This is a genomic window from Coprococcus sp. AF102-57 (assembly GCF_027686195.1).
Classification (GTDB): domain Bacteria; phylum Bacillota; class Clostridia; order Lachnospirales; family Lachnospiraceae; genus Allocoprococcus; species Allocoprococcus comes.
Genome location: NZ_JAQCSY010000024.1, coordinates 16,699 through 40,460, shown reverse-complemented (window position 1 = coordinate 40,460; position 23,762 = coordinate 16,699). Strand labels below are relative to the sequence as shown.

The 23,762-nt window shown below is 44.1% G+C and carries 21 protein-coding genes; 8 read left to right on the top strand and 13 right to left on the bottom strand.

Translation table 11 applies throughout. The features are described 5' to 3' along the window. Positions 1–2: 2 nt before the first annotated feature. The 7 genes from PGZ10_RS13790 to PGZ10_RS13760 all read right to left on the bottom strand — a co-directional run bounded on the left by PGZ10_RS13790 (position 3) and on the right by PGZ10_RS13760 (position 6,297). The gene (locus PGZ10_RS13790) at positions 3–710 is read right to left on the bottom strand and encodes an acyl-[acyl-carrier-protein] thioesterase (RefSeq protein WP_055157924.1); all 708 of its coding nucleotides are present in this window, start codon (positions 708–710) and stop codon (positions 3–5) included. A 5-nt stretch (positions 711–715) separates the two neighbouring features. Then, entirely contained in the window at positions 716–1,897 is a 1,182-nt protein-coding gene (locus PGZ10_RS13785; protein WP_195412830.1) for a cation diffusion facilitator family transporter, read from the bottom strand. Positions 1,898–1,964: 67 nt separating this feature from the next. Next, entirely contained in the window at positions 1,965–2,582 is a 618-nt protein-coding gene (gene spoIIR, locus PGZ10_RS13780) for a stage II sporulation protein R (RefSeq protein ID WP_070097341.1), read from the bottom strand. A 64-nt stretch (positions 2,583–2,646) separates the two neighbouring features. Further along, positions 2,647–3,336 (bottom strand): GntR family transcriptional regulator, encoded by a 690-nt coding sequence (locus PGZ10_RS13775; protein ID WP_008368980.1) that lies wholly within the window; start codon positions 3,334–3,336, stop codon positions 2,647–2,649. A 2-nt stretch (positions 3,337–3,338) separates the two neighbouring features. After that, positions 3,339–4,214 carry a 4-(cytidine 5'-diphospho)-2-C-methyl-D-erythritol kinase gene (gene ispE / locus PGZ10_RS13770; protein ID WP_055297431.1) on the bottom strand — a complete coding sequence of 292 codons (876 nt, stop codon included), beginning with the start codon at positions 4,212–4,214 and terminating at the stop codon, positions 3,339–3,341. A gap of 63 nt (positions 4,215–4,277) precedes the next feature. After that, a complete protein-coding gene (locus tag PGZ10_RS13765; protein ID WP_173685835.1) occupies positions 4,278–5,840 on the bottom strand; it encodes a DUF3794 and LysM peptidoglycan-binding domain-containing protein in 1,563 nt (520 codons plus the stop codon). A gap of 10 nt (positions 5,841–5,850) precedes the next feature. Further along, a complete protein-coding gene (locus PGZ10_RS13760) occupies positions 5,851–6,297 on the bottom strand; it encodes a protease complex subunit PrcB family protein (RefSeq protein WP_008368986.1) in 447 nt (148 codons plus the stop codon). A gap of 132 nt (positions 6,298–6,429) precedes the next feature. On the opposite strand from PGZ10_RS13760, the gene PGZ10_RS13755 reads away from it, so the two are divergent. The 4 genes from PGZ10_RS13755 to PGZ10_RS13740 are packed head-to-tail and all read left to right on the top strand — an operon-like array spanning position 6,430 to position 10,874. Further along, positions 6,430–7,164 carry a lysophospholipid acyltransferase family protein gene (locus tag PGZ10_RS13755; protein WP_022221115.1) on the top strand — a complete coding sequence of 245 codons (735 nt, stop codon included), beginning with the start codon at positions 6,430–6,432 and terminating at the stop codon, positions 7,162–7,164. Positions 7,165–7,190: 26 nt separating this feature from the next. Then, the gene (locus tag PGZ10_RS13750; protein ID WP_055157914.1) at positions 7,191–8,645 is read left to right on the top strand and encodes a nicotinate phosphoribosyltransferase; all 1,455 of its coding nucleotides are present in this window, start codon (positions 7,191–7,193) and stop codon (positions 8,643–8,645) included. Between the two features lie 27 nt (positions 8,646–8,672). Beyond that, entirely contained in the window at positions 8,673–10,049 is a 1,377-nt protein-coding gene (locus tag PGZ10_RS13745) for a UDP-N-acetylmuramoyl-tripeptide--D-alanyl-D-alanine ligase (RefSeq protein WP_270541670.1), read from the top strand. A 12-nt stretch (positions 10,050–10,061) separates the two neighbouring features. Continuing rightward, on the top strand, positions 10,062–10,874 hold the full coding sequence (locus PGZ10_RS13740) for a Cof-type HAD-IIB family hydrolase (protein ID WP_270541669.1): 813 nt from the start codon (positions 10,062–10,064) through the stop codon (positions 10,872–10,874). Between the two features lie 96 nt (positions 10,875–10,970). Here PGZ10_RS13740 and spoVG read toward each other — a convergent pair whose 3' ends face one another. The 3 genes from spoVG to PGZ10_RS13725 form a co-directional block, all read right to left on the bottom strand. Continuing rightward, entirely contained in the window at positions 10,971–11,258 is a 288-nt protein-coding gene (gene spoVG, locus PGZ10_RS13735; protein WP_008368997.1) for a septation regulator SpoVG, read from the bottom strand. A gap of 106 nt (positions 11,259–11,364) precedes the next feature. Further along, a complete protein-coding gene (gene glgD, locus PGZ10_RS13730) occupies positions 11,365–12,483 on the bottom strand; it encodes a glucose-1-phosphate adenylyltransferase subunit GlgD (protein WP_117559025.1) in 1,119 nt (372 codons plus the stop codon). Further along, entirely contained in the window at positions 12,480–13,754 is a 1,275-nt protein-coding gene (locus tag PGZ10_RS13725) for a glucose-1-phosphate adenylyltransferase (RefSeq protein ID WP_055157904.1), read from the bottom strand. The genes glgD and PGZ10_RS13725 overlap by 4 nt, the downstream gene beginning before the upstream one ends. Positions 13,755–13,964: 210 nt before the next feature. Here PGZ10_RS13725 and murC point away from each other — a divergent pair, with 210 nt between their 5' ends. The 4 genes from murC (at position 13,965) to PGZ10_RS13705 (ending at position 18,763) form a co-directional block, all read left to right on the top strand. Next, entirely contained in the window at positions 13,965–15,344 is a 1,380-nt protein-coding gene (gene murC, locus PGZ10_RS13720; protein WP_117824497.1) for a UDP-N-acetylmuramate--L-alanine ligase, read from the top strand. A gap of 121 nt (positions 15,345–15,465) precedes the next feature. Further along, positions 15,466–16,566, top strand: a complete 1,101-nt coding sequence (locus PGZ10_RS13715; protein WP_270541668.1) for a DnaD domain protein — start codon at positions 15,466–15,468, stop codon at positions 16,564–16,566. A 14-nt stretch (positions 16,567–16,580) separates the two neighbouring features. Further along, positions 16,581–17,576, top strand: coding sequence for an ATP-binding protein (locus tag PGZ10_RS13710; RefSeq protein WP_117824499.1), 996 nt, complete (start codon positions 16,581–16,583; stop codon positions 17,574–17,576). Beyond that, positions 17,576–18,763 (top strand): ribose-phosphate pyrophosphokinase, encoded by a 1,188-nt coding sequence (locus tag PGZ10_RS13705; protein ID WP_055261717.1) that lies wholly within the window; start codon positions 17,576–17,578, stop codon positions 18,761–18,763. The genes PGZ10_RS13710 and PGZ10_RS13705 overlap by 1 nt, the downstream gene beginning before the upstream one ends. A 93-nt stretch (positions 18,764–18,856) precedes the next feature. On the opposite strand, the gene PGZ10_RS13700 is transcribed toward PGZ10_RS13705, so the two are convergent. From PGZ10_RS13700 to PGZ10_RS13690, 3 genes are all read right to left on the bottom strand, one after another. Next, positions 18,857–20,848 (bottom strand): glycoside hydrolase family 31 protein, encoded by a 1,992-nt coding sequence (locus PGZ10_RS13700; protein WP_270541665.1) that lies wholly within the window; start codon positions 20,846–20,848, stop codon positions 18,857–18,859. 11 nt (positions 20,849–20,859) lie between these two features. Continuing rightward, positions 20,860–22,533 (bottom strand): glycoside hydrolase family 13 protein, encoded by a 1,674-nt coding sequence (locus PGZ10_RS13695; protein ID WP_117559019.1) that lies wholly within the window; start codon positions 22,531–22,533, stop codon positions 20,860–20,862. Between the two features lie 218 nt (positions 22,534–22,751). Continuing rightward, positions 22,752–23,759 carry a LacI family DNA-binding transcriptional regulator gene (locus PGZ10_RS13690; RefSeq protein ID WP_270541663.1) on the bottom strand — a complete coding sequence of 336 codons (1,008 nt, stop codon included), beginning with the start codon at positions 23,757–23,759 and terminating at the stop codon, positions 22,752–22,754. Positions 23,760–23,762 lie beyond the last annotated feature (3 nt).

Below are 23,762 nucleotides of genomic sequence, written 5' to 3'. Positions count from 1 at the left end.
TCTTATTTCTCCTTGAATTCTACTACCGCATACGGATTTCCCTCCGCATCACAAAGTTCCACTATTTTTCTCTGTTCCTCTACCGCCATCTTTGGATAAATAATATCACCCATAACTGCGGATTTTTTATATTCTACCCGGATCTGTCCGGCACGCTCACATTCCGGCACCACATCAATTGCCATCTGGATATACTGGCAGTTATTGACATGCTCGTTTGTGTCGATCTGATGACGTCTTACCGGAAAACTTTCTCCATCTTCCAGTTCTTTTGGAAGCACGATCTTACGCGGCGCAAACTCTACATCCAGTGGTGCTTCCGGCCGATAAGCCTCGACCTCTTCTTTCGCCGGTCTGCATGGTCTTCCTTTTTTCATATCCATATATACCCAGACCGAATTGGCCCAGGCTGTCATCTCGCCTGCTTCATCCTCCATCTTAAAATTACGAAGTCCGAAAAGTCCGGTAAAATCCGTTGCCCAGGTGGACACCCGGATATGTTCCCCGAGTTTCGGATAACGGTTTACTACAATCTGCCATGCGGAAAGAATCCATGCCTGCCCGCTTTTTTTCAGTGATTCCACGCCATATCCGATATCCTCAGACTGAAAAGTACTACAGTCCTGAAAATAATTAACAAGCCCCGGTAATGTCAGAAGCTCCGTATGGTCTGCTTCACTGAATCGTACTCTGCTTTCAAATGTATACATCTCTTTTACCTCTGTTCTTCCACATAACTTCTGTCTAATGTGATAACACACTGATACTTTGGGTTATGATGCTGCAATCGGTCCATCAAAGTCAGTGTCAGTTCATTCCCTTTTTCCTCAGAATACTCTCTCGGAATGACAAAATCAAAAATGAGATTGATCTGTTTTTCTCCATTCACCATGCGGAAATCATGGATACTGCATCTCGGATCCAGTTCTTCCACAGCTTTTTCTGTCTCATGTTTTGCCTGAAGTACTTCTTCATTACGAGTCTCCACCGGATCCATATGAATTGTCAGCGAGATCCCCAGTTGTTCCATTGCCTCTCTCTCAATCCGGTCAATGATCTCATGGGATACATCAATCGGGACATCATTCGGAACCTCTGCATGAATGATCGCCATACTTCTTCCCGGTCCGTAATTATGGATCACCAGATCATGGCTGCCCTCGATTCCAGCATATTTTTCCACAAAATGCTTGATCTTCTCATAATCTTCCCATGTCGCCGGAATTCCGATCAACGGCTCAAGCGTATCCTTCGCAATCCCAAATCCGGCCCACATAACGACCAGTGAAACACCAAGTCCGACAAAGCCATCGATATTGATCCCTGTGATCCGCCAGAATACAACCGACAGGATCGTCGCTGCTGTCGTGATCACATCTCCAAGTGCATCTGCTGCCGTCGCCATCATCACCTGGGAGGAAATCTTTTCACCAAGTTTCCGGTTAAACATCGCAAGCCACAGCTTCACACCTATGGACAACACCAGGATCAGGATCGACACCAGACTGAATTTTAACTCTTCCGGCTCCCGGATCTTCACGATCGCATTTTTGAAAAAGGTAAATCCAACTTCGATCACCAGAAAGGATACGATCAGTGCCGCTATGTATTCCAGCCTGCCATGCCCAAAAGGATGCTCCTTGTCTGCCGGTTTTTCTGCCATCTTCACTCCGATCATTCCAATGATCGAAGAACCTGCATCCGATAAGTTGTTAAATGCATCTGCAGTAACAGACACACTGTGAAGAAGGATTCCTATCACCATCTTCGCAATCGTCAGCAGAACATTACAAAAGATGCCTACTCCGCTTGCCAGCACTCCATATGCTGTACGGACAGACACCTTTTCTACATCTTTATAATCTTTTACAAATAATTTTACAAGTATATCCGTCATTAAACTTTCCTTTGCCTTAGGCGAAACAAATTTTCCTGCCATCTTCGTTGAAGTATATTCTACACATTTACTCCGTCAATTGCAAGAAAAACCATTTGATTTTTACCGGTGTGCCTTTTACGATCATCGCATACTCTTCATCCGTCAGCACACTCCGCAGCTCTTCCTTCCCTTCTTTAGGAACAATTGCATGGACAGAATCCATAAAACAGAGATTCGGATAAAGAACACACCACCAGTTGTGCCCCTGTGCCTTTCCGATCTTGATCCGAAGTGCATCGTACCAGCCTGCGGGGAAGATGATGTCTCCGTAAGTTTTGTCCGGAAATTCACACCGCACGACCTCAGCTGTTATCTGATCGTTACATCCTTCTTCCTGCAAGACTTCCCTGGCCGTCCGGATCAGTTCTTCTTTGTGGCGGATCGCCCATGCTTTCGCCTCCGCTGCATTCCCTGCATCCGAAAGATTCTCACACATATAATCTACAACAGCCTCTTTCACCTTCATCTTAAGTTCCTGGTCTTCTTTGCTGTCACTGTTGGCAAGCACATGAAAGCGGAACACCTCACCGGATAACTTTTCCTGCACTGCATTCGCCTTCGCTTCCACCTGCATTCCCCTTGCAAATGCCGCACCACACAGAATCATGATCAGTACCAGCGCCACTGCTTTTATTTTTTTCATTTTCGTATGTACCTCCTGTCTTTGATACCAGGAGTATTGACAACATATGGAAAACTATACATTTTTATCTGTGATATTCTACCTGATCTCTCCGGATAACATCCGATACTGTAGAGGCCTGATTGTCAATATGACATCCCATGAGCTCACATGCCTCTTCAACCTCTCCACCCGAAATCAGTGCGATCAGCTTATCATGTTCTTCCAGGAGCTGTGGATAACATTCCTTCTGCTTCAGGTATTCTACGCGGAACCGGTACATCTGTTCCCGCAGGTTATTCAGCAGCGTGATCAGTCTCTGGTTATTGGTTGCGGCAAAGATAATATCATGGAATTTTACATCTGCTTCAGCGATCTTCGTCACATCACCACTCTTTAAGACTTTACGGAAATCTTCAGCTGCCATCTTCATTTCTTCAACCTGCTCCGGCGTGATTCGTTCACACGCAAGCTGTACGGAAAGCTCTTCCAGTGCCTTTCTGACTTCCAGCACATCCTGCATATTCTTCTCTGTGATCTGTGCCACTTCTGCCCCTTTTCGCGGAATCATCAGAACCAGACCTTCCAGCTCCAGTTTACGGATTGCTTCACGGATCGGGGTGCGGCTTACTCCAAGCTTGTTGGCAAGCTGGATCTCCATCAGCCGTTCTCCCGGCTTCAGTTCTCCTCTTAAAATTGCCTTCCGGAGTGTATTGAACACAACATCTCTCAACGGCAGGTATTCATTCATATTTACTTCAAAATCCATATCCATTCTTATCTCCTCCTGACGTTATGCACATTTGCAAGATAAATCTGTTTTGCCAGATTCTGTGCTTTTACTTTTGTAAATGCTTCCTTCGCTGTCCTGCGATCCCTGAAAATCCCAAATACAGTCGGACCGCTTCCACTCATCATCGCCCCAAGAGCACCTGCTTCCATCATACATTCTTTGATCTGTGCAATGACCGGATATGCTTCAACCGTAACCTTTTCCAGCACGTTACCCAAGGATGCTGCCACTTGCTCAAGATCCTGGTTCTTCAATCCGTCCAGGATACCATCTATATCCGGATGCTCCTTGATTTCACAGGAATCCAGCTTTTCATAAACCATCTTTGTCGATACACTGATCGGCGGCTTGGCGATCAGAATCTGACATTTCGGCATCGGAGGAAGCGGCGTCAGTTTTTCCCCGATTCCTTCTGCGAGTACTGTTCCGCGCATAATGCAGTAAGGAACATCCGCCCCAAGCTTCACGCCTCTTTCCATCAACTCTTTTTGAGAAAGTCCCAACCGGAACATCTGGTTCATTCCGTAAAGCACTGCCGCAGCATTGGAACTTCCGCCTGCCATTCCCGCTGCAACCGGTATATGCTTGTCCAGATGGATTCTAATCCCATCTTTGATATCAAATTCATCGATCAGAAGCTTTGCCGCTTTCCATGCAATATTGTCCTCATCATTCGGCAGATAAAAAAGATTCGAATCGATCTCGATACCTGGGGCCGACTTCTTTTGCAGCGTCACATTATCGTACAGATACAGCGTCTGCATGACCATGCGCACATCGTGATAACCATTCTCCCGCCGCCCCAGCACATCAAGTCCAAGATTGATTTTCCCAAGTGCTTTTAACTCCAGTTTATCCATGCGTGTATCTCCTTATTGTATTTTTTCGACCTTTTTTTGTATCTTGTATACATCATTTCATTACTATAGTATACTCAAACTCTCCCGAAAAATCAATATTTTATCACCCGTTTTCAATTCTTTTGATAATAATTCATTATTAAGCAGAATGCTTTCTTCTGTGGTCGAATATTTCTTTGCCAGGCTCCACAGATCATCTCCGTCTTTTACGATATATCCCACAATTCCCGGCTGGTTCATCCGCTCTTCTTTTTCATAATCCACAAGTGCAGCCTCTGTCACCATCTGTATTTTTTCCGCTTTTCGCATGAAGCTTCTGAACGCCACGACCGCTTTGATCTCTACTTCATCATTTCCGGCAAGATCTACCGCAAGCTGCTCCACTGCATATGTGACGTCATATTTCATATCGCTGCTTCCTTCCCGGCATTCAAGCATTGCCGAGAATGGAACCATCCCCTTCCACACACCAAATGGTACTTCATCGTTTGCCTTTACATACAGAAAGCTGACATTTAGAATCCCCTCTGCCAGAATTCCTCCATCCTGCACTTCCATTTTTTCTATCTGCAGATCTGCGCTGCTGTGGCACACCTGAAGGATCTCATCTTTCAGCTCCGGCAGACTTAATCGTTCTGTGATCTTACTTTTTGAATGATTCTGCATCAGAAGCTCCTCAACAACAACTTCTTCTGTCTCCAAAACACATTTTTTATCAAGGGAATACGCATCCTCTAAAATCTCCAGCTTTTCTTCCCCATAGACAAAAAGACGAACCTGAAGTGCCGCTTCAATGCCAAGCGCACGCATCTCACCGTCCTCATCCATCCGCACTTCCACACTGATATCATCCAGCCGGTCATAGACATGATGATACATACCTTCTTCTGCGCCGGCACACTCGATCCGCCCCTCATAAGGAACCGTCTGCTCCACCCAGTCTGTCTTGCCCTCCTGGGATTCATAGAGAACAAAGATCTGTAATTCTCCATTTATCAGCATAGCATCCTGCACAAGTCTGGTATCCATTTTCCGGGAGCTTACCTCTGTCCACAAGAGCGTTCCGATATTCTCTTTGGTCCCCGGTATCTTAATCTCCTCTTTGATCCTGTAAATGTCTCTCTTCGCGGTAAACAGCTGCAGCAGCTCCACCGGACATTTTTTCAGATAGATTCCCTCTTCCCCATCCACATCAAGTGTCACCTGTTTTTCTGTGATCTGCTCTGTATGTACCGTCATTTCCGCAAGCGCTTTTACCGCAAGCTTTCTCGAATGGATCAGTGATACCCCGCATTCCACCCGCTGAACTTGCACAATGTCTTCGCCTTCTCCGTTCTCTTCCTCCATGTAGACCATTTCCTCAAACGGAATCATTCCCTCCAAAGCTCCGGGACGCGGATCTCCCGAATCTGTCACATACAAAACTTTAAAATTCAGTTTTCCCGTCACACGGAGATAATTTTCCACTCTTCTTGTCTCTTCAATCCGCAGACTTCCCTCACCGGAAAGCACTCTTCCCACGTCACTTTTCGCATCTGGTACATTATAATCCCCACCGATCATAAACTGATCCGTCACTGTTTTGCCCATCTGATTCATGCGTACCTGTTTTCTTATCAGTTCCATAGTCAGCCTCCTACTCAAATATCACCGGTTTTTCGCTTTTTGCCATTTCCAGGACAACATATGGGTATTGGGAAAATCCATCTTCCCGCATACAGATATTTCCCATCTCCTCCCCATCTTTTTCTGTCTCGTCACTTCCCGGTCCCAGAAGTGTTGTCTGTACACAGATCACATCTTTTTCTTCCGTACAGCCATCAACCCGGATCGCATATCCCTCCATTTCCTGTCTCCCATACCCCTGTCCGACATACAGCCGGTCTCCTTGCACATACATGATCTGAAATGGGGTTTCTTCCATCCCGGCAATGCGTTCGGTCATTTCCGCCGGAACTTTTTTCTCATCCACAATGGAATATTCCAGCATTTCTCCACCCGCTTCCTCTTTTTCCATGACCTGACAGCCGCCAAGGAAAATCAGCATCCAGATCACCCCTGTCACACGGCATTTTATTCTCATAATTATTCACAAACTTTTCCATTTTTTTGTCTCTTTATTATCATATTATCTTCCTTGTATTTTCATGCCTCGAATAGTATAATCGAAGAAAAGTATGTTACTTTATACAATGAAAGAGAGGATTTTGGGGTAATGATACGATTTATCTGTATCGCAGTCTTTTTAATTCTTTACCTGATCCTGTCCATTCCGGTTTTTCTGGTGGAATGGATCATTGGTAAATTCAATCGCAGAGCCAAAGATATCAGTTCTCTGCGCATCGTTCAGTGGGGCTTTAAAGTGATTCTTAAGATGACCGGTGTCACGACAACCGTGATCGGTGAAGAAAATGTTCCGGATGAACCGGTACTCTTTATCGGCAACCACCGCAGTTATTTTGATATTCTCCTTACTTACAGCCGGTGCAGGCGTCTGACCGGTTATGTTGCCAAAAAAGAAATGGAAAAGATTCCGCTTCTTTCCACATGGATGAAGAATCTGTACTGTCTCTTCCTTGACAGAGACAATATGAGAGAAGGTCTGAAGACGATCCTTCAGGCAATTGATTATGTAAAAAATGGCATTTCCATCTGCATTTTCCCGGAAGGAACCCGCAACAATGGCGAAGAGCTTTCTATGCTTCCATTCCGTGACGGTGCACTTAAGATTGCCGAAAAGACCGGGTGTGCGATCATTCCGATCAGCATGAACAATACTGCTGACATTTTTGAAGCACATTTCCCACGTGTAAAAAAAGTACATGTCGTCATCGAATACGGCAAACCAATCTATCCAAAAGAACTGGATAAAGAGACAAGAAAACATCTTGGAATCTATTGTCATGATCTTATTCAGGACACAATTAAGAAAAACGCCAGTCTGATCTAAACCTATAACAGAAAAGAGGTACGATTATGCATTCTAAAAATTTAACATTACTTACAGACTTATACGAACTGACTATGATGCAGGGTTATTACGATAAACAGGACAATCCTACCGTAATTTTTGATGTATTTTACCGTTCCAACCCATTTTCTTCCGGTTATGCAATCGCAGCCGGACTTGAACAGGTTATTGAGTACGTGAAAAATCTGAACTTCAGCTATGATGATGTGGATTACCTTCGCAGTCTCCACATTTTTTCTGAAGATTTTCTTCAGTATCTGAGCGGCTATCACTTTACCGGAAGCATTTACGCAATTCCGGAAGGAAGCCTGATCTTCCCAAAGGAGCCGATCCTCAAAGTCGTTGCCCCGATCATGGAAGCTCAGCTTGTGGAAACCGCAATCCTGAACATTCTGAACCACCAGTGTCTGATCGCGACCAAGTCTTCCCGTATCGTATACGCTGCCGGTGATACCGGTGTTATGGAATTCGGGCTTCGCCGTGCCCAGGGACCGGATGCCGGATTATACGGCGCACGTGCTGCCGTGATCGCCGGCTGCGTGGGAACCTCCTGCGTACTTACCGGTAAGCTTTTTGACGTTCCGGTTATGGGAACCCATGCACACAGCTGGATCATGAGTTTCCCAGATGAATATACCGCATTTAAAGCCTATGCAGATCTTTATCCTGAAGGATGTACCCTTCTTGTCGATACTTACGACACCTTAAAATCCGGTGTGCCGAATGCGATCCGTGTCTTCCAGGAGATGAAAGATGCCGGCATCAGTCCGAGAAAGCTTGGTATCCGTCTTGACAGCGGCGATCTTGCCTACCTGTCCAAAAAAGCACGTAAAATGCTGGATGAGGCCGGCTTTGAAGAAGCAACGATCTGCGCATCCAACGACCTTGATGAATATCTGATCCACGACCTCAAGATGCAGGGCGCAGCGATCGATTCATGGGGTGTCGGAACCAATCTGATCACCTCCAAAGACTGTCCTTCATTCGGTGGTGTATATAAGCTCGCTGCCATCCAGAATAAGAATGGCGAGTTCGAACCTAAAATCAAACTTTCTGAGAACACAGAAAAGATCACCAATCCGGGCAACAAGACGGTTTACCGTATTTACGAAAAAGAAACCGGCAAGATGAAAGCTGATTATATCTGCTTTGTAGACGAAGAAATCAATCCGGAGGAAGATCTTCTCCTCTTTGATCCAAGCGAAACATGGAAAAAGACAAAGATGAAAGCCGGAACCTATACCGTCCGCGAAATGATGCAGCCAATCTTCATCAACGGTGAATGTGTCTACACTTCCCCGTCTGTCAAAGAGATTGCCGCTTACTGCCGTCAGGAAAAAGATACTCTGTGGGATGAATCCAAACGACTCTTCAATCCTCACCAGATGTATATCGATCTGTCTCCAAGACTTTATGAAGTAAAGAAACAGCTTCTTGACCGCATGAGTGCTGATGACTAGGTTACAATTTGAAAAGAGGTATTACCGATGAAAAATATGACATTAAAAAATATAACCGCTGCCTGCCATGGAACCTTCCATGGCGACAGCAGTTTTCTTGAAAAAGAGATTACCGGCGTTGCAATCGACAGCCGGAAAGCAGCACCGGGATTTCTTTTTGTCCCACTCAAAGGAGCCCGTGTAGACGGCCACACCTTTATCCCACAGGTTATGGAACAGGGTGCACTTGCTACTCTTACAGAAGAAGATCCTTCTTCCCTTACCTGTCCCTGCATTCATGTAGAATCCTGCGAAAAAGCACTTCGTGATATCGCAGCGTTTTACCGCATGCAGCTTGACATCAAGGTTGTCGGCATCACCGGAAGTGTTGGCAAGACCAGCACCAAAGAAACGATTGCCTCTGTCCTTTCCCGGAAATACAATGTTCTTAAAACAGAGGGAAACTTTAACAATGGAATCGGACTTCCGCTTACCATCTTCAATCTTACCGAAGAACATGAAGTCGCTGTCCTGGAGATGGGAATTGACCATTTCGGAGAGATGCATGAACTTGCATCCATCAGCCAGCCGGATATCTGTGTAATCACCAACATCGGTCTTGCACACATGGAAAATCTCGGAAGCCGCGACGGAATCTTAAAAGCCAAAACCGAAGTTTTTGATCATCTACGTCCAAATGCTTCTGTCATCTTAAACGGAGATGACGACAAACTTTCCACAGTCGCAGAGGTACAAGGGAAAAAGCCTGTTTTCTTCGGTCTTTCAGACCATCTGGATGCCTATGCAGATGGAATCGTAAGTCAGGGACTTCGCGGAACTGACGCTGTACTCCACCTTCCACTTGGTGAAATCAACGTACATATCCCGGTACCGGGAAAACACATGGTCTACAATGCTCTCGCCGGAGCATGTGTCGGCATGAAGCTTGGACTTACTCTGGAGGAAATCCAGACCGGGATCTCTTCCCTGAAGACGATTGCCGGACGTACCAATCTGATCGACACAGGATCTCTTTTGATCATCGATGATTGCTACAACGCTAATCCGGTTTCCATGAAATCTTCTCTGGATGTACTTTCTACCGCAACAGGAAGAACCGTAGCTGTAATGGGCGATATGTATGAGCTTGGTGATAAGGAGAATGAACTTCACTACAATACCGGCGCACATGCTGCCGAGATCGGCATTGATGTGATCTGCTGTATCGGAGAACTTTCCCACCACGCATACGAGGGTGCAAAAGCCTGTGCAAAGAGCAGTGCCGTACTTTACTTTAAAACCAAACAGGACTTCCTGGGAAAAATCCGGAATGTTGTCAAAAAAGATGATACCATTCTAGTCAAAGCTTCCCACGGTATGGAATTTCCTGAGATCATTGATGTACTCAGACAGATGAAGTTTTAAGAGAGGTAAGACATGAAATATCAGATACTTGTTCTTGACCTGGACGGAACACTTACCAACTCCAGGAAAGAAATCACTCCACCAACGTTAAAGGCTCTGATCGAGATCCAGGAAGCCGGAAAAAAAGTTGTTCTTGCAAGCGGTCGCCCTACATACGGCGTGGTTCCCCTTGCCAGGCAGCTCCATCTGGAACGTTACGGAAGCTATATCCTATCCTTCAACGGAGCACGGATCACTGACTGCCGCATCGGCCAGGTCATTTACAACAAAACACTTCCGCAGGACGTGATCCCGGATATCTACCGGATCGCTTCCAACTACCCGGTTGATATTCTGGCTTATGAGGATGGACAGCTTCTGTCCGGATTTACCCCGACAAAATATTCCGAATTAGAATCCCGGATCAACCATTTACCAATTGTACAAATTGATAATTTCTGCGAGAAAGTATCCACATTTCCAAACAATAAATTTCTCCTGACCGGAGAACCGGACAGCATCGCTGCTGCTAAAGAGGAAATGTCCGCTCATTTCCATGGTTATATCGATGTTTACTGTTCGGATCCATTTTTCCTCGAAATTGTTCCAAAGAATGTAGACAAAGCCGCCTCTCTTCTGAAGCTTCTTACCAGCATCGGTCTGACTGCTGATGAAATGATCTGCTGCGGTGACGGATACAACGACCTGACTATGATCGAAACCGCAGGTCTTGGAGTGGCAATGGAAAATGCACAGCCACTGGTCCGTGAAAAAGCAGATTTTATCACAAAATCAAATGATGATGACGGAGTTCTCTATGTGATCGATCAGTTTATGCGCGATTGACCATCGTAGAAATATCATTTCTCAAAATATAAAAATCCCGGAGAACTGGTTTTACTTCCAGTCTCCGGGATTTTTGTTTTCAGTATTTTTCTGTACTTAGATTTCTGCAGTTTCCGCGTCGTCAGTCTCTTCCAGTACTTCCGCATACTTGTCCAGAATGATCTTCTGGATTCTGTCTCTTGTACCGGAATTGATTGGATGCGCAATATCACGATATTCCCCATCCAGTGCTCTCTTACTCGGCATTGCAATGAAAAGTCCTTTTTCCCCTTCAATGACTTTAATATCGTGAACAACAAATTCTTCGTCCATTGTAATTGATACTACTGCCTTTAATTTTCCTTCTTTTGCTACTTTGCGCACGCGTACATCTGTAATCTGCATAACTTTCTAGCCCCTTTCTCCAGTAACGCACATACCGGTCCGCTCCTTTTCCTTTATTTGACCGGCATGCCTTCTGATCCGGACTCTTACAAGTCCCCCTCAGTTTTTATAATGCGTACCTTTCGTTCTTTTCTATTACTACTTTCACGCCATCTTCACCAACATGCCGTGTATTGGCACGGATCGTATCCCTGCTCTCTACAATACAGTTCTCAATGTAAGTATTGTCCCCAAGATACACATCATTTAAAATAATTGAGTTTTTGATCACACAATTATTTCCAACAAACACTTTTTTAAACAGAACCGAATTCTCAACGGTTCCGTTGATAATGCTTCCGCTTGCCACAAGGCTGTTCTTAACGACCGCACCCGGATTATATTTTGCCGGAGGCAGGTCTGTCACCTTGGAATAAATACTTGGAAGCTGCTTAAAGAAATAGTTCCGGACTTCCGGTTTGAGGAAATCCATGTTTGTCTTATAATAGGCATCGACCGTGGAAATATTGCTCCAGTAGTCTTTTATCTTATAACCGTATATCTTTTTCAGATTCTTGTATCTGATCAGGATATCCGTTACAAAATCATATCTGTCTTCCTCAGCTGAATGCTCGATCAGATCGATCAGCTGACGTCTGCGGATGATATAGATTCCTGTGGAAATCGTGTTGGAATTTGCCACCATCGGTTTTTCCTCAAAATCTTCGATCCGCATATTCTCATTCATCTTCAGGATGCCAAAACGGGTTGCATCCTCGCCCTGATCCAGATCCCGGCATACCACAGTGATATCTGCTTTCTTGGCAATGTGGTATTCCAGTACTTTGTTATAATCCATCTTGTAAACCGCATCACCGGATGTGATGATCACATAAGGTTCATGGCACCTCTTCAAGAAATCCAGGTTCTGATAGATCGCATCTGCCGTTCCACGATACCAGTAGCCATTGTCTGCGGTGATCGTCGGTGTAAATACATAAAGACCACCCTGCTTACGTCCGAAATCCCACCACTTGGAAGAATTCAGGTGTTCATTCAGTGAACGTGCATTATACTGAGTAAGCACTGCTACCTTCTGGATGTGCGAATTGGACATATTGCTGAGTGCAAAATCAATTGCCCGGTAGCTTCCTGCGATCGGCATCGCTGCCACTGCACGCCTCTGTGTAAGCTCCCGCATCTTGTTGTTGTTACCGCCTGCTAAAATGATTCCAACTGCTCTCATGATCTGTCACCCGCCTTTATCAATACTCCGCCGCTTTCAAGAGCACCCTGTACATAATCCTCCTTCACGGTAATACCGCTGATCGCAGTATTCTTTCCAATCTGTACTCCTGCCGGAATCACAGAATTCTCACCGATCGTAACCAGTCCGGAATTGTAGATATCAGACCTGAGCTTGTTCGGTGCTTCATTACCGATTCCAAGGGTTACATTATCTCCAACCTTAACATTCTCCGCAATGATCGCTTTGTCGATCACACAGTCATTTCCTATCGCAACATCCTGCATGATAATCGAATCCCGGATCACGCAGCCTTGTCCAACAACAACACCTGCGCCGATCACACAGTTATGTATCTCGCCGTATATCTCAGCTCCGTCGCCAATGATGCTTCTGTCGATCACAGCTTCTTTTGAGATATACTGTGGCGGTATAATTGAATTATTCGTATAAATTTTCCAGAATTCCTCATAAAGATTAAATTCAGGAATAATGTCGATCAGTTCCATATTAGCTTCCCAGTAAGAACTCAATGTACCGACATCCTTCCAGTAACCATTATATTCATATGCAAACAGTCTCTGCTTCTTTTCATGACAGTACGGAATGATATGCTTTCCGAAATCACATCCCGGCTGATCTTTCATCTTGATCAGTGCCTCTTTGAGCACCGGCCAGCTGAAAATATAAATTCCCATGGACGCAAGATTGCTCCGCGGATTCGCCGGCTTCTCCTCAAACTCGGTGATTCTCTTGTCTTCATCGGTAATTACGATTCCGAAACGACTTGCTTCTTCGATCGGAACCGGCATTGCCGCGATCGTCACATCTGCATGATTCTCCTTGTGAAAATCCAACATGACCTCGTAATCCATCTTGTAAATATGATCTCCTGATAAGATCAGTACATAATCCGGATTAAATGTCTCCATATACTCCAGATTCTGATAAATTGCATTCGCCGTTCCTGTATACCATTCGCTGCTTGTACTCTTCTCATACGGCGGAAGAATTGACACCCCTCCGATATTCCGGTCCAGATCCCACGGAATACCAATTCCAATATGTGTATTAAGCCTGAGTGGTTGATACTGGGTCAGGACACCGACTGTATCGATTCCTGAGTTGATACAGTTACTCAGCGGAAAATCAATGATCCTGTATTTGCCGCCAAATGCAACAGCCGGTTTAGCAACTTTTGCAGTCAGGACGCCAAGTCTGCTGCCCTGTCCTCCTGCCAATAGCATTGCTATCATTTCCTTTTTTATCATGTCTTCACCCCTTCTCAGTAATTCTGGTTTTTTCATTATAACATATTACATACATATAGTGAACATATTTTACAAAAATATTTCTGTTTACCTATCTTTTTTATAGAAATATCACAAAAAGAAAAGGTTTGGTTTTTGGCCTATCTATGTTATAATTATGCACGTAAGTCAAATACTATGAAACAAATTCACAGAACAGGAAGTGTCATTATGTATAAAATTGATTTTAATCAGCCTTGCCATATCCACTTCATCGGAATTGGCGGCATCAGTATGAGCGGACTCGCTGAGATCCTTCTTGAAGAAGGCTTCACAGTATCCGGATCCGATAACAAAGAATCGGCACTTACGGATCATCTGTCTCAGAATGGTGCAACCGTATTTTACGGTCAGAAAGCTTCCAATATTATAGACGGTATCGACCTTGTAGTTTATACCGCAGCGATCCACGAAGACAACGAAGAATTTGCAGAAGCAAAGCGTCAGAATCTTCCGATGTTATCCAGAGCAGAATTACTCGGTCAGCTTATGACTAACTATAAGACACCGGTTGCTATATCCGGTACACACGGTAAGACAACCACAACCTCTATGCTTTCTCATATTGCTCTTGCAGCAGACTTGGATCCGACAATCTCTGTCGGCGGTATCCTGAAAGCGATCGAAGGCAATATCCGTGTCGGCGGACCTGACCTTTTTATCACGGAAGCATGCGAATATACCAACAGTTTCCTGCACTTTTTCCCGAAAATCGGTATTATTCTGAATGTGGATGCGGATCATCTGGACTTTTTTAAAGACCTGGACGATATCCGTAATTCTTTCCACCTTTTTGCTAAGCTTCTTCCGGAAAACGGAACTCTCGTCATCAACGGAGATATTGATAAAATTGAAGAGATCACCTCCGATCTTTCCTGTCGTGTTATTACTTTTGGCAAAGAAGCTTCCCTGGATTACAGTGCAGCCAATATTACTTATAACGAACAGGGCAATGCCTCTTTCGATGTCGTAAAAGACGGACAGAATGTTGCACATCTCGCTCTTGCAGTTGGCGGTGAGCACAACGTATATAACGCACTTGCGGCAATCGCAGTTGCCGATATTCTTGGTGTTCCTGCGGAGACGATCCAGACAGGTCTTGCTTCCTTCCACGGAACAGACCGCCGTTTTGAATACAAAGGTGAAGTCGGCGGAGTGACTATCATTGATGATTACGCACACCATCCGACAGAGATCGCAGCAACTCTGAAAAGTGCTGCACATTATCCACATAAAAAGCTGTGGTGTATTTTCCAGCCACATACTTATACCCGTACAAAAGCATTATTCTCAGAATTTGCTGAAGCACTCGCACATGCAGACCATGTAATCCTTGCTGACATCTATGCAGCGCGTGAGACAGATACTTTAGGCATCTCTTCTGCACAGCTTGCAGATGCAGTCAAAGAACATGGATGTGACGCAACTTATCTTCCAAGCTTTGCAGCCATCGAAGAATTCGTCACCACCCATTGTCAGCCTGGCGATCTTCTGATCACAATGGGTGCCGGAGATGTTGTAACCATTGGGGAAGACCTGTTAAAAGCCTGATTTTCTCCAATATTTGCGAAATTTTATCTGTAATAACAAAAATTTCCGTCAGAAAATTCTTTTTTGCAATCTGGGATGATGTTATAATGAACAAAGTCAGAAAAGAAAGGAAGCGGAAATTATGAGTGCACTTATTTTGCGCAATCATTCCCACAATAACATAACGATCGTGGAGAATGACTTTATCGATCATTATATGGTATCTGCGAACGGAGAATATGTAAAAGTCTATCTTCTTCTTCTCCGTTATCAGAATATCCCGGAGCAGCTTCCGGATATCCCGCAGATGGCAGACCTTCTGGAGAATACCGAAGGCGATATCCTGCGCGCACTCAAATACTGGGAAAAAGAAGGAATTCTTTCTCTCGAATATGACGAAACAAATGAACTCGCCGGAATCTGTATCGGAAAAGCACCAACTCATCAGACACCTGTCAAAGCGGCTTTCCATACACCTTCCGCACAGTCTGCTTCCGTTCATGAAAAATCTCCGGTCGCGCAGTCTGATGGAAATACCACTGTTTCAGACAAAGCTGCCGGTCAGAATCTTCCTGCATCAAGACGTTCCCTTGCTGCAAGAAGAGAATTAAAGCAGATTCTTTTTATTGCTGAACAATATCTTGGCAAAACCTTATCCCGTACCGATGTTGATGCGATTACCTACTTTTATGATTCCCTTGGTTTTTCCGCAGACCTGATCGAGTATCTGATCGAATACTGTGTGGAGAACGGACATAAGAGCATGCATTACATTCAAAAAGTAGCACTTTCATGGGCAGATGAACATATTACAACCGTCGATCAGGCACGTAATTCCTCTGCATTTTACAACAAAACCTGCTATTCTATCCTGAATGCATTTGGCATCAAAGGGCGGGGACCTGCATCTGCCGAACTGGATTATATCCGCAAATGGCTGGAGGATGGGAATTTCGAACTGGATCTCATTCTGGAAGCATGCAACCGCACCATCAGTGCGATCCACCAGCCAAGTTTTGAATATACTGACAAGATTCTCGAAAACTGGAAGACGGGCAACGTTCGTACACTGGCAGATATTGAGCGTCTTGATTCTGCCTTTGAGCAGGAAAAAGACCGAAGGAAAACTCCTTCGGGGCAAAACCGTACACCTTCTGCCCAGCAGCCTTCCAAATTCCGTAATTTTGAAGAACGTTCTTACAATATGGACAAGCTTACCAAAGAATTATTACGCAGTAACTAAGAAAGGGGAACACTGTGCCGTTAACTAATTCACAATACAATGCGCTGATGCGCGTATATGAAGAAAAAAGAGCGAAGAGCCGCGACCTCGCGAATCTTCACTACGAACGTGCCTGCCAGAAGATTCCGGAGCTTGCATCGATTGATGCCTCTATTTCTTCTGCCAGTCTTGATCAGGCGAAAAAGCTGCTCGCAGGCGATGACACTGCCCTCGCTTCTTTGAAGGAAGATATCCGGTCTCTTTCTGACAGACGCCGCCGACTCCTTTCCGACGCCGGATTCCCGGAAGACTATCTGGAACAGCATTTTGAATGTCCGGACTGTCAGGATACCGGCTATGTCGGCACGAAAAAGTGCCATTGCTTTTTAAAAGCGATCATTGATCTGTTCTACACCCAGTCCAACTTAAAAGGACTTCTCGAACAGGAAAATTTTGAACATTTTAATTTTGATTATTATTCATCCAATTATAGAGACCGGCTTTCCGGTCAGAATTCCCGCGAGCTTGCAACGCGGGCTTATCAGGAATGTATGAATTTCATCCACAATTTTGATACCGAACATGGTAATCTGCTCCTTTTTGGGAATACTGGTATTGGGAAGACATTTCTCAGTCACTGCATTGCAAAAGAAGTGATGGATTCTCTGCATTCCGTTCTTTACCTGACTGCCTCTGAATTTTTCGATGCGCTCCTTGAAAAAGCACTGACCCGGAATGATGAGAGCTGTCTTTTATATGAGCAGATCCACCAGTGTGATCTGCTGATCATTGATGACCTGGGAACCGAACGAAATACAGACTTTGTCGTTTCTCAGCTTTTTGTGTGTTTAAATGATCGGATCCTGAACAGGAAATCCACGATCATTTCTACTAATCTTACTCTGGAGGAAATCAAGACGAACTATACAGAACGTACATTTTCCCGGATAAGCAACCATTATAAGATACTTCGCCTTGCCGGTGATGATATCCGCATTCAAAAGAAACTTATGTACAGGGAGGAACACTGATGTTACATCGAAGTGAACGAATTCTGGATAATATTCCAGTTGGCTCTCTCGGCATTATTGCTGTAGACGGCTGTGAAGAGATGGGAAATAAAGTCAATGACTATCTCGTAAAATGGAGAAAGGAAGAGACTCGTTTCCAGAAAGACAATCTTGTTTTCAACGGCTACGAAAAGCCGAACTATCTGATCAACGCAAAGGTACCGCGTTTTGGATCTGGTGAAGCCAAAGGTATTATCAATGAGTCTGTACGTGGAAAAGACCTTTATCTGATGGTCGATGTCTGCAACTACAGCCTGACTTATTCGCTCAGCGGCAATACCAACCATATGTCACCGGACGACCATTTCCAGAACCTGAAGCGTGTCATCGCCGCTGTAGGAGGAAAAGCACGTCGTTTGAACGTCATTATGCCTTTCCTGTATGAAAGCCGCCAGCACAAGAGAAGCGGCCGTGAATCACTGGACTGTGCACTTGGTCTGCAGGAGCTTGTCCGCATGGGTGTTGACAATATCATCACTTTCGATGCACACGACCCACGTGTCCAGAATGCGATCCCGCTGAACGGATTTGAGACGATCCGTCCGACTTACCAGTTCGTAAAAGGACTTTTAAAGCATGTACCGGATCTTCAGATCGATGCTGACCATATGATGGCGATTAGCCCGGATGAAGGTGCAACCGGACGTGCAATCTACTTTGCCAACGTACTCGGACTCGACATGGGTATGTTCTACAAACGCCGTGACTACACAACCATCGTAGACGGACGTAACCCGATCGTAGCACACGAATTCCTTGGCTCTTCCGTAGAAGGAAAAGACGTAATCATCCTCGATGATATGATTTCGTCAGGTGACAGTATCCTCGATGTAGCACGCCAGCTCAAGATGCGTAAAGCAAAACGTATCTACGCTGCTGCAACCTTCGGACTTTTCACAAACGGTATGGAAAAATTCGACCAGGCTTACGAAGAAGGACTGATCAACGGAATCCTCACAACAAACCTGATCTATCAGACACCGGAACTGCTCAGCCGTCCTTACTACATCAACTGCGACATGAGCAAGTACATCGCACTGGTGATCGATACACTGAACCATGATGCTTCTATCAGCAGCATCCTTGATCCAAGCGAACGTATCCAGAATGTAGTTGAGAAATATAAAAAAGGGGAAGCGATCGATTAATTTATACGAGCGAAATTTTTCCGCTATATGACAAAAAATACTGCTTGAATATCATTTTCTGATATCTAAGCAGTATTTTTTTACTCTTAAACGTTAATTTGTGAATACTCGGTAATTCTCTTTTTTATCGTAATCTTTGCGGATCCCATCATCCTCATACATGGTATAACTACTGTTTTCGTATCCGATAAGCTGCAGATGTTCGGTATCAATATTCTTCACACACTCTGCCGCTTCTGCAACCGGGATACATTTACCATTTCGAATAAAGAGCGGTACTTCATTTGATGCCACATCTACATAATGGATACCTTTCGCGAGAATCTCTTCCGAAATGCTTCCATCCGGCAGGAACTTGACAAATTTCATTTCTTCCGGCAGATAAACATAACGGCCTCTTGCGTTCTGCTCGTAAACCGGAGCAATCATGATCTCGTTTCCGAGCATCAGCTGATCCTCTACTCGGATTGCTCTCTTGTCATCCGGATAAACAAACCCTAACGGCTTAAAATACATGTCATCACTCAGCGCAGCTTTCATGTACTCGCTGTACAGATACGGCACAAGACGATATCTGGTGTTAATGACAGCACGGAAATCCTCGATATTTTCGAATTGATAACACTCCTGCTCTCTTGTTCCCGTCGCCGAATGATTACGCATCAGTGGTGTAAATACACCAAGTGCAAGAAAACGAAGCAGCAATTCTCTTGTTGTATCAGCACCAAAACCTCCAAGGTCAGCACCTGTATACAGGAAACCACACATGTTCAGAGACGGCAGCATCTTCAGGTTAAGAAGGATATGTGACCACCAGGATTTATTATCTCCGGTCCAGATTCCTCCATAACGATGCATTCCGATGTAAGAAGATCTGGAAAACATCAGAAAACGTTTTTCCGGGTCAATGCGTTCAAACGCTTCTCCGGCCGCTCTTGTCATATTATAGCCAAAAAGATTATGTACTTTGTCATGACGGATCTTTTTGCCTTCCACATTGTGATAAAATCTTTTATAGTCTTCCGGATTATTCGCAATACTGAGCATCTTGTCCTGCATTTCCCAGGGATGGGTCTTGCCTTCGGTATCCTTTGCAAACTCTCCGGCAAGTTCTCTTGCCTCTGCAAGGCCTTCGGAAGAATAAAAGATCGCAGGCTCGTTCATATCATTCCAGAAACCTTCTATTCCCTGTTCGATCAGAAAACGATATTTGTCCCCGAACCATTTTCTGGCTTCCGGATTCAGCATATCCGGAAAATGGGTATCTCCCGGCCATACAGCTGCAACGAAATCACTTCCGTCTTCTCTCTTGCAGAAATAGTTGTTTTTGACACCTTCCTCGTAAATCTCATATCCCGGCTCAACCTTGACACCGGCATCAATGATCGGAATCAGGCGAATATCCTGGTCATTCATTTCCTGTACGAATTCCGGAAAATCCGGGAAATTTTCTTCACTCACTGTGAAATCTTTGAATGACTGCATATAGTCAATATCCATGTAAATCATGTCGATCGGAATATGATTCTCCCGATATCCTTTTGCGACAGTACGGAAATCTTCTTTCGTCGTATAACCCCAGCGGCTCTGTCCGAAACCAAAGGCAAACTTCGGCGGGATATAGCTGCGCCCGATCACATGGCGGAACTGTTTTACGATATCGTAAGCATTCTCTCCTTCGATCACATAAATATCCAGATCAGGATTTTCGCAAGATACCCTGAGGGTATCCTCTCTGTCATATCCAATATCAAAGGTCAGTTTTGACGGATAATCAAAAAACAATCCGAACGTCCTCTTTCCGCTCACAATAATGAAGTTGTGCGCTCCGTACAGAGAACGCTTGTCCTCTGTGTGTACCGGATCATCTGTACAATTACTGATATAACAGTACCCTCTCTTGTTGATTCCACGATTGGCTTCACCCAGACCATAGACAATGTCATCTTCATCCATGATATAAGTAAAAACAAATCCTTCCTCCTGACTGACCTCTCCATACGGGAGAACGCCCTTAGTTGTTTCAATCTTTTCAGTCAATGCCTCCGTATCAAACGGAGTTCCATATCTATATTTTCTTATCATTTCTTTATCACCTAGTGTTTATAATATAGTACAAATGCTTCATATGGATTCAGAACAATTTTTCCTTCAAATTCTTTTCTTCCAAGGTTTGTGATCAGACACTCTGCGCCTTTAAATTCTTCCGGCACTTCTACTTCTGCATTCTTGTCACTGAAGTTGCAGACAGTCAGAAGCTTTTCCTGATCCTGTTTTCTTGTGTACGCAAAAATCTGTTCATCCTCACGGTAAAGAGGTTCAAATTCACCATAAACAATAATGTCTTTTTCTTTACGCAATCGGATCAGTTTCTGATAGTAGTGGAAAACAGAATCCGGATCTTCAAGCTGCTGTGCTGCATTGATCTTCTTGTAGTTCGGATTCACTTTGATCCACGGCTCGCCCTCTGTGAATCCAGCCTGTTTACTGTCGTCCCACTGCATCGGAGTTCTCGCATTGTCACGGCTTCTCAGCATCAGACATTTCATCATGTGTTCCGGAGTCATAAGACCTGATTCCGTAAACTCTTCAAAGTAATTAATACTTTCAATATCACGGTAATCTTCCAGTTTGTCAAAGTAAATGTTTGTCATACCAAGCTCTTCACCCTGATATACATATGGCGTTCCCTGCATCATATGAATACAGGTCGCCAGCATTTTTGCGGAGGTTTCTCTGTATACCGGATTGTCATTTCCAAAACGGCTGACACTCCTCGGTTGATCATGATTACCTAAAAACAAACTGTTCCACGCCTTACCCTGAAGTTCTTCCTGCCATTTGATCATAATATTTTTGAACTCTTTGAAGTCATATTTTGCAGTCGTCCACTTTCCATAATCTCCGCATCCACTCTCCACATGCTCGAATTGGAATACCATGTTCAATTCATTTCGGTCATCACCCGCATATTTCTGTGCTTCTTCTATTGTGACTCCTGCGGTCTCACCGACTGTCATGATATCATATTTTGAAAGAACTTTTTGATTCATTTCCTGAAGGAATTCGTGAATCCTTGGACCATGTACACAATATGGTCCAAAGTCCCCATAAAGACCGTTATTCATTTCTCCGTCCGGAAATCTCTGATCTTTGGAAATCATACTGATAACATCCATTCGGAAGCCATCGATTCCTTTTTCACACCAGAATTTCATCATGTCATAAACTTCCTGGCGTACTTTTTCATTTTCCCAATTGAGATCCGGCTGTTTTTTTGAAAACAGATGCAGATAATACATCTGAGTTTGCGGATCATATTCCCATGCAGAACCGCCAAATACTCCGCCCCAGTTATTAGGTTCTTTTCCGTTTACCGGATCTTTCCAGATATAATAATCACGATATGGATTATCTTTTGATTTTCTGCTTTCAATAAACCAGTTATGTTCATCTGAAGTATGGTTGACTACGAGATCCATCAGAATCCTGATGGATCTTTTGTGTGCTTCACACAACAATTCCTCGTAATCCTCCATCGTTCCATATTCTTCATAAATTCTGCGGTAATCAGAAATATCGTAACCATTATCGTCCTGAGGTGATTCCAGCATCGGAGAAATCCACAATACATTTACCCCAAGTTCTTTGAGGTAATCCAGTTTCTGTATGATTCCTCTGATATCTCCCACACCATCACCGTTACTGTCTTTAAAACTCTTTGGATATATCTGATATACTACACTTTCTTTCCACCATTTTTTCTCCATGCCAAATCTCCTCGTTTATAATTGTTTAGTATTATTTAACCGCTCCTGTAATAACACTATTCATGATACCCCATACATCTTAGCAAAATCAAGAGGTTTCTCGCGAAACTATAAAAGACAACAAAGTTTATTTCCTGTTTTTATACAGTCTGCACAAAAACAACCAGACCATTCCACCGGCTTACCTGTATACATGCAAAGTTGAAAAAAGGATCCTGTCATTCCCTGACAGAATCCCTCTTTACCAGATAGACTGGATTTTTTATATTTAATTCGTCCAGTGTCTCTCCCTGAATTAATTTCAGCAGACGTTTCAGCGCCACATGCGCCTTTTGCGGAACATCCTGATGAACCGTTGTCAGTTTCGGTCGAACCATACTTGCGTAGACACTGTCATCATATCCTGTAACAGAAATCTGATCTGGAACCATGATGCCTTCATCAAAAAAGAAATTTATCGCTTCCATCGCATTATAATCTGAGGAAAACGCAAGTGCTTTTGCTTCTAAAAAACGTGGGAGAAGCTCTCTGTATTTTCTGAGACGCAATCTTTTTTCACTCGGAATAATTATATATCGGGAGCGACTGCAGAATCCCCCCGATTTTTCCATCACCTGTTTGAATCCCATCCACCGATAGTAATCACTGTCTCTCTCCGTTTCCGCAACAAACAATGCTTTCTTATATCCACAGGAATACAGGTATTCTCCAATCTGATACCCTCCCGAATAATCATCTATACCGACATTCTGGAAGGTATAAGCACCTTCCGGATAAGCATCGATCAGAATCATTTTCTTGTTTAATCTGCGCGAAAGCCTGCGATACTGTTCTTCATTGTAGCCAAGGATAAGCAATCCCTCTACATTCCATTTTGAGGCAATATCCACTACATTCTGAATACTTTCACCGCCAATAAGCATAACATAATATCCATTTTCTTCCGTTTCCATCTGAATCGTTCCGATCAGTTCTCCCACAAATGGATCCTGAAGTGACTGCATACCATGGGCATAAGAAAATCCGAGTACTACACCTATAATTCTGGAACCATGGCCGGAAAGCATCACGGAACCCATATGCGGAACATAGTTCTGTTCTTTAAGAATAGTCGTGATTTTATCAATCGTTTTCTGGGAAACTCTTTTGGTATTGCCATTTATAACATTAGATACCGTAGTACGGCTGACACCTGCCATTTCTGCAATATCCTGAAGCCGAATCATAAA

What these genes read in the sequence shown, in the direction of transcription:
- ispE (WP_055297431.1), bottom strand. Translation starts at nt 4,214, where the DNA reads ATGGATAAACTGGAGTTAAAAGCACTTGGGAAAATCAATCTTGGACTT.
- murC (WP_117824497.1), top strand. Translation starts at nt 13,965, where the DNA reads ATGTATAAAATTGATTTTAATCAGCCTTGCCATATCCACTTCATCGGA.
- spoIIR (WP_070097341.1), bottom strand. Translation starts at nt 2,582, where the DNA reads ATGAAAAAAATAAAAGCAGTGGCGCTGGTACTGATCATGATTCTGTGT.
- PGZ10_RS13750 (WP_055157914.1), top strand. Translation starts at nt 7,191, where the DNA reads ATGCATTCTAAAAATTTAACATTACTTACAGACTTATACGAACTGACT.
- PGZ10_RS13700 (WP_270541665.1), bottom strand. Translation starts at nt 20,848, where the DNA reads ATGATAAGAAAATATAGATATGGAACTCCGTTTGATACGGAGGCATTG.
- PGZ10_RS13745 (WP_270541670.1), top strand. Translation starts at nt 8,673, where the DNA reads ATGAAAAATATGACATTAAAAAATATAACCGCTGCCTGCCATGGAACC.
- PGZ10_RS13790 (WP_055157924.1), bottom strand. Translation starts at nt 710, where the DNA reads ATGTATACATTTGAAAGCAGAGTACGATTCAGTGAAGCAGACCATACG.
- PGZ10_RS13725 (WP_055157904.1), bottom strand. Translation starts at nt 13,754, where the DNA reads ATGATAAAAAAGGAAATGATAGCAATGCTATTGGCAGGAGGACAGGGC.
- PGZ10_RS13715 (WP_270541668.1), top strand. Translation starts at nt 15,466, where the DNA reads ATGAGTGCACTTATTTTGCGCAATCATTCCCACAATAACATAACGATC.
- PGZ10_RS13785 (WP_195412830.1), bottom strand. Translation starts at nt 1,897, where the DNA reads ATGACGGATATACTTGTAAAATTATTTGTAAAAGATTATAAAGATGTA.
- PGZ10_RS13765 (WP_173685835.1), bottom strand. Translation starts at nt 5,840, where the DNA reads ATGGAACTGATAAGAAAACAGGTACGCATGAATCAGATGGGCAAAACA.
- PGZ10_RS13705 (WP_055261717.1), top strand. Translation starts at nt 17,576, where the DNA reads ATGTTACATCGAAGTGAACGAATTCTGGATAATATTCCAGTTGGCTCT.
- PGZ10_RS13760 (WP_008368986.1), bottom strand. Translation starts at nt 6,297, where the DNA reads ATGAGAATAAAATGCCGTGTGACAGGGGTGATCTGGATGCTGATTTTC.
- PGZ10_RS13775 (WP_008368980.1), bottom strand. Translation starts at nt 3,336, where the DNA reads ATGGATATGGATTTTGAAGTAAATATGAATGAATACCTGCCGTTGAGA.
- spoVG (WP_008368997.1), bottom strand. Translation starts at nt 11,258, where the DNA reads ATGCAGATTACAGATGTACGCGTGCGCAAAGTAGCAAAAGAAGGAAAA.
- glgD (WP_117559025.1), bottom strand. Translation starts at nt 12,483, where the DNA reads ATGAGAGCAGTTGGAATCATTTTAGCAGGCGGTAACAACAACAAGATG.
- PGZ10_RS13690 (WP_270541663.1), bottom strand. Translation starts at nt 23,759, where the DNA reads ATGATTCGGCTTCAGGATATTGCAGAAATGGCAGGTGTCAGCCGTACT.
- PGZ10_RS13740 (WP_270541669.1), top strand. Translation starts at nt 10,062, where the DNA reads ATGAAATATCAGATACTTGTTCTTGACCTGGACGGAACACTTACCAAC.
- PGZ10_RS13695 (WP_117559019.1), bottom strand. Translation starts at nt 22,533, where the DNA reads ATGGAGAAAAAATGGTGGAAAGAAAGTGTAGTATATCAGATATATCCA.
- PGZ10_RS13755 (WP_022221115.1), top strand. Translation starts at nt 6,430, where the DNA reads ATGATACGATTTATCTGTATCGCAGTCTTTTTAATTCTTTACCTGATC.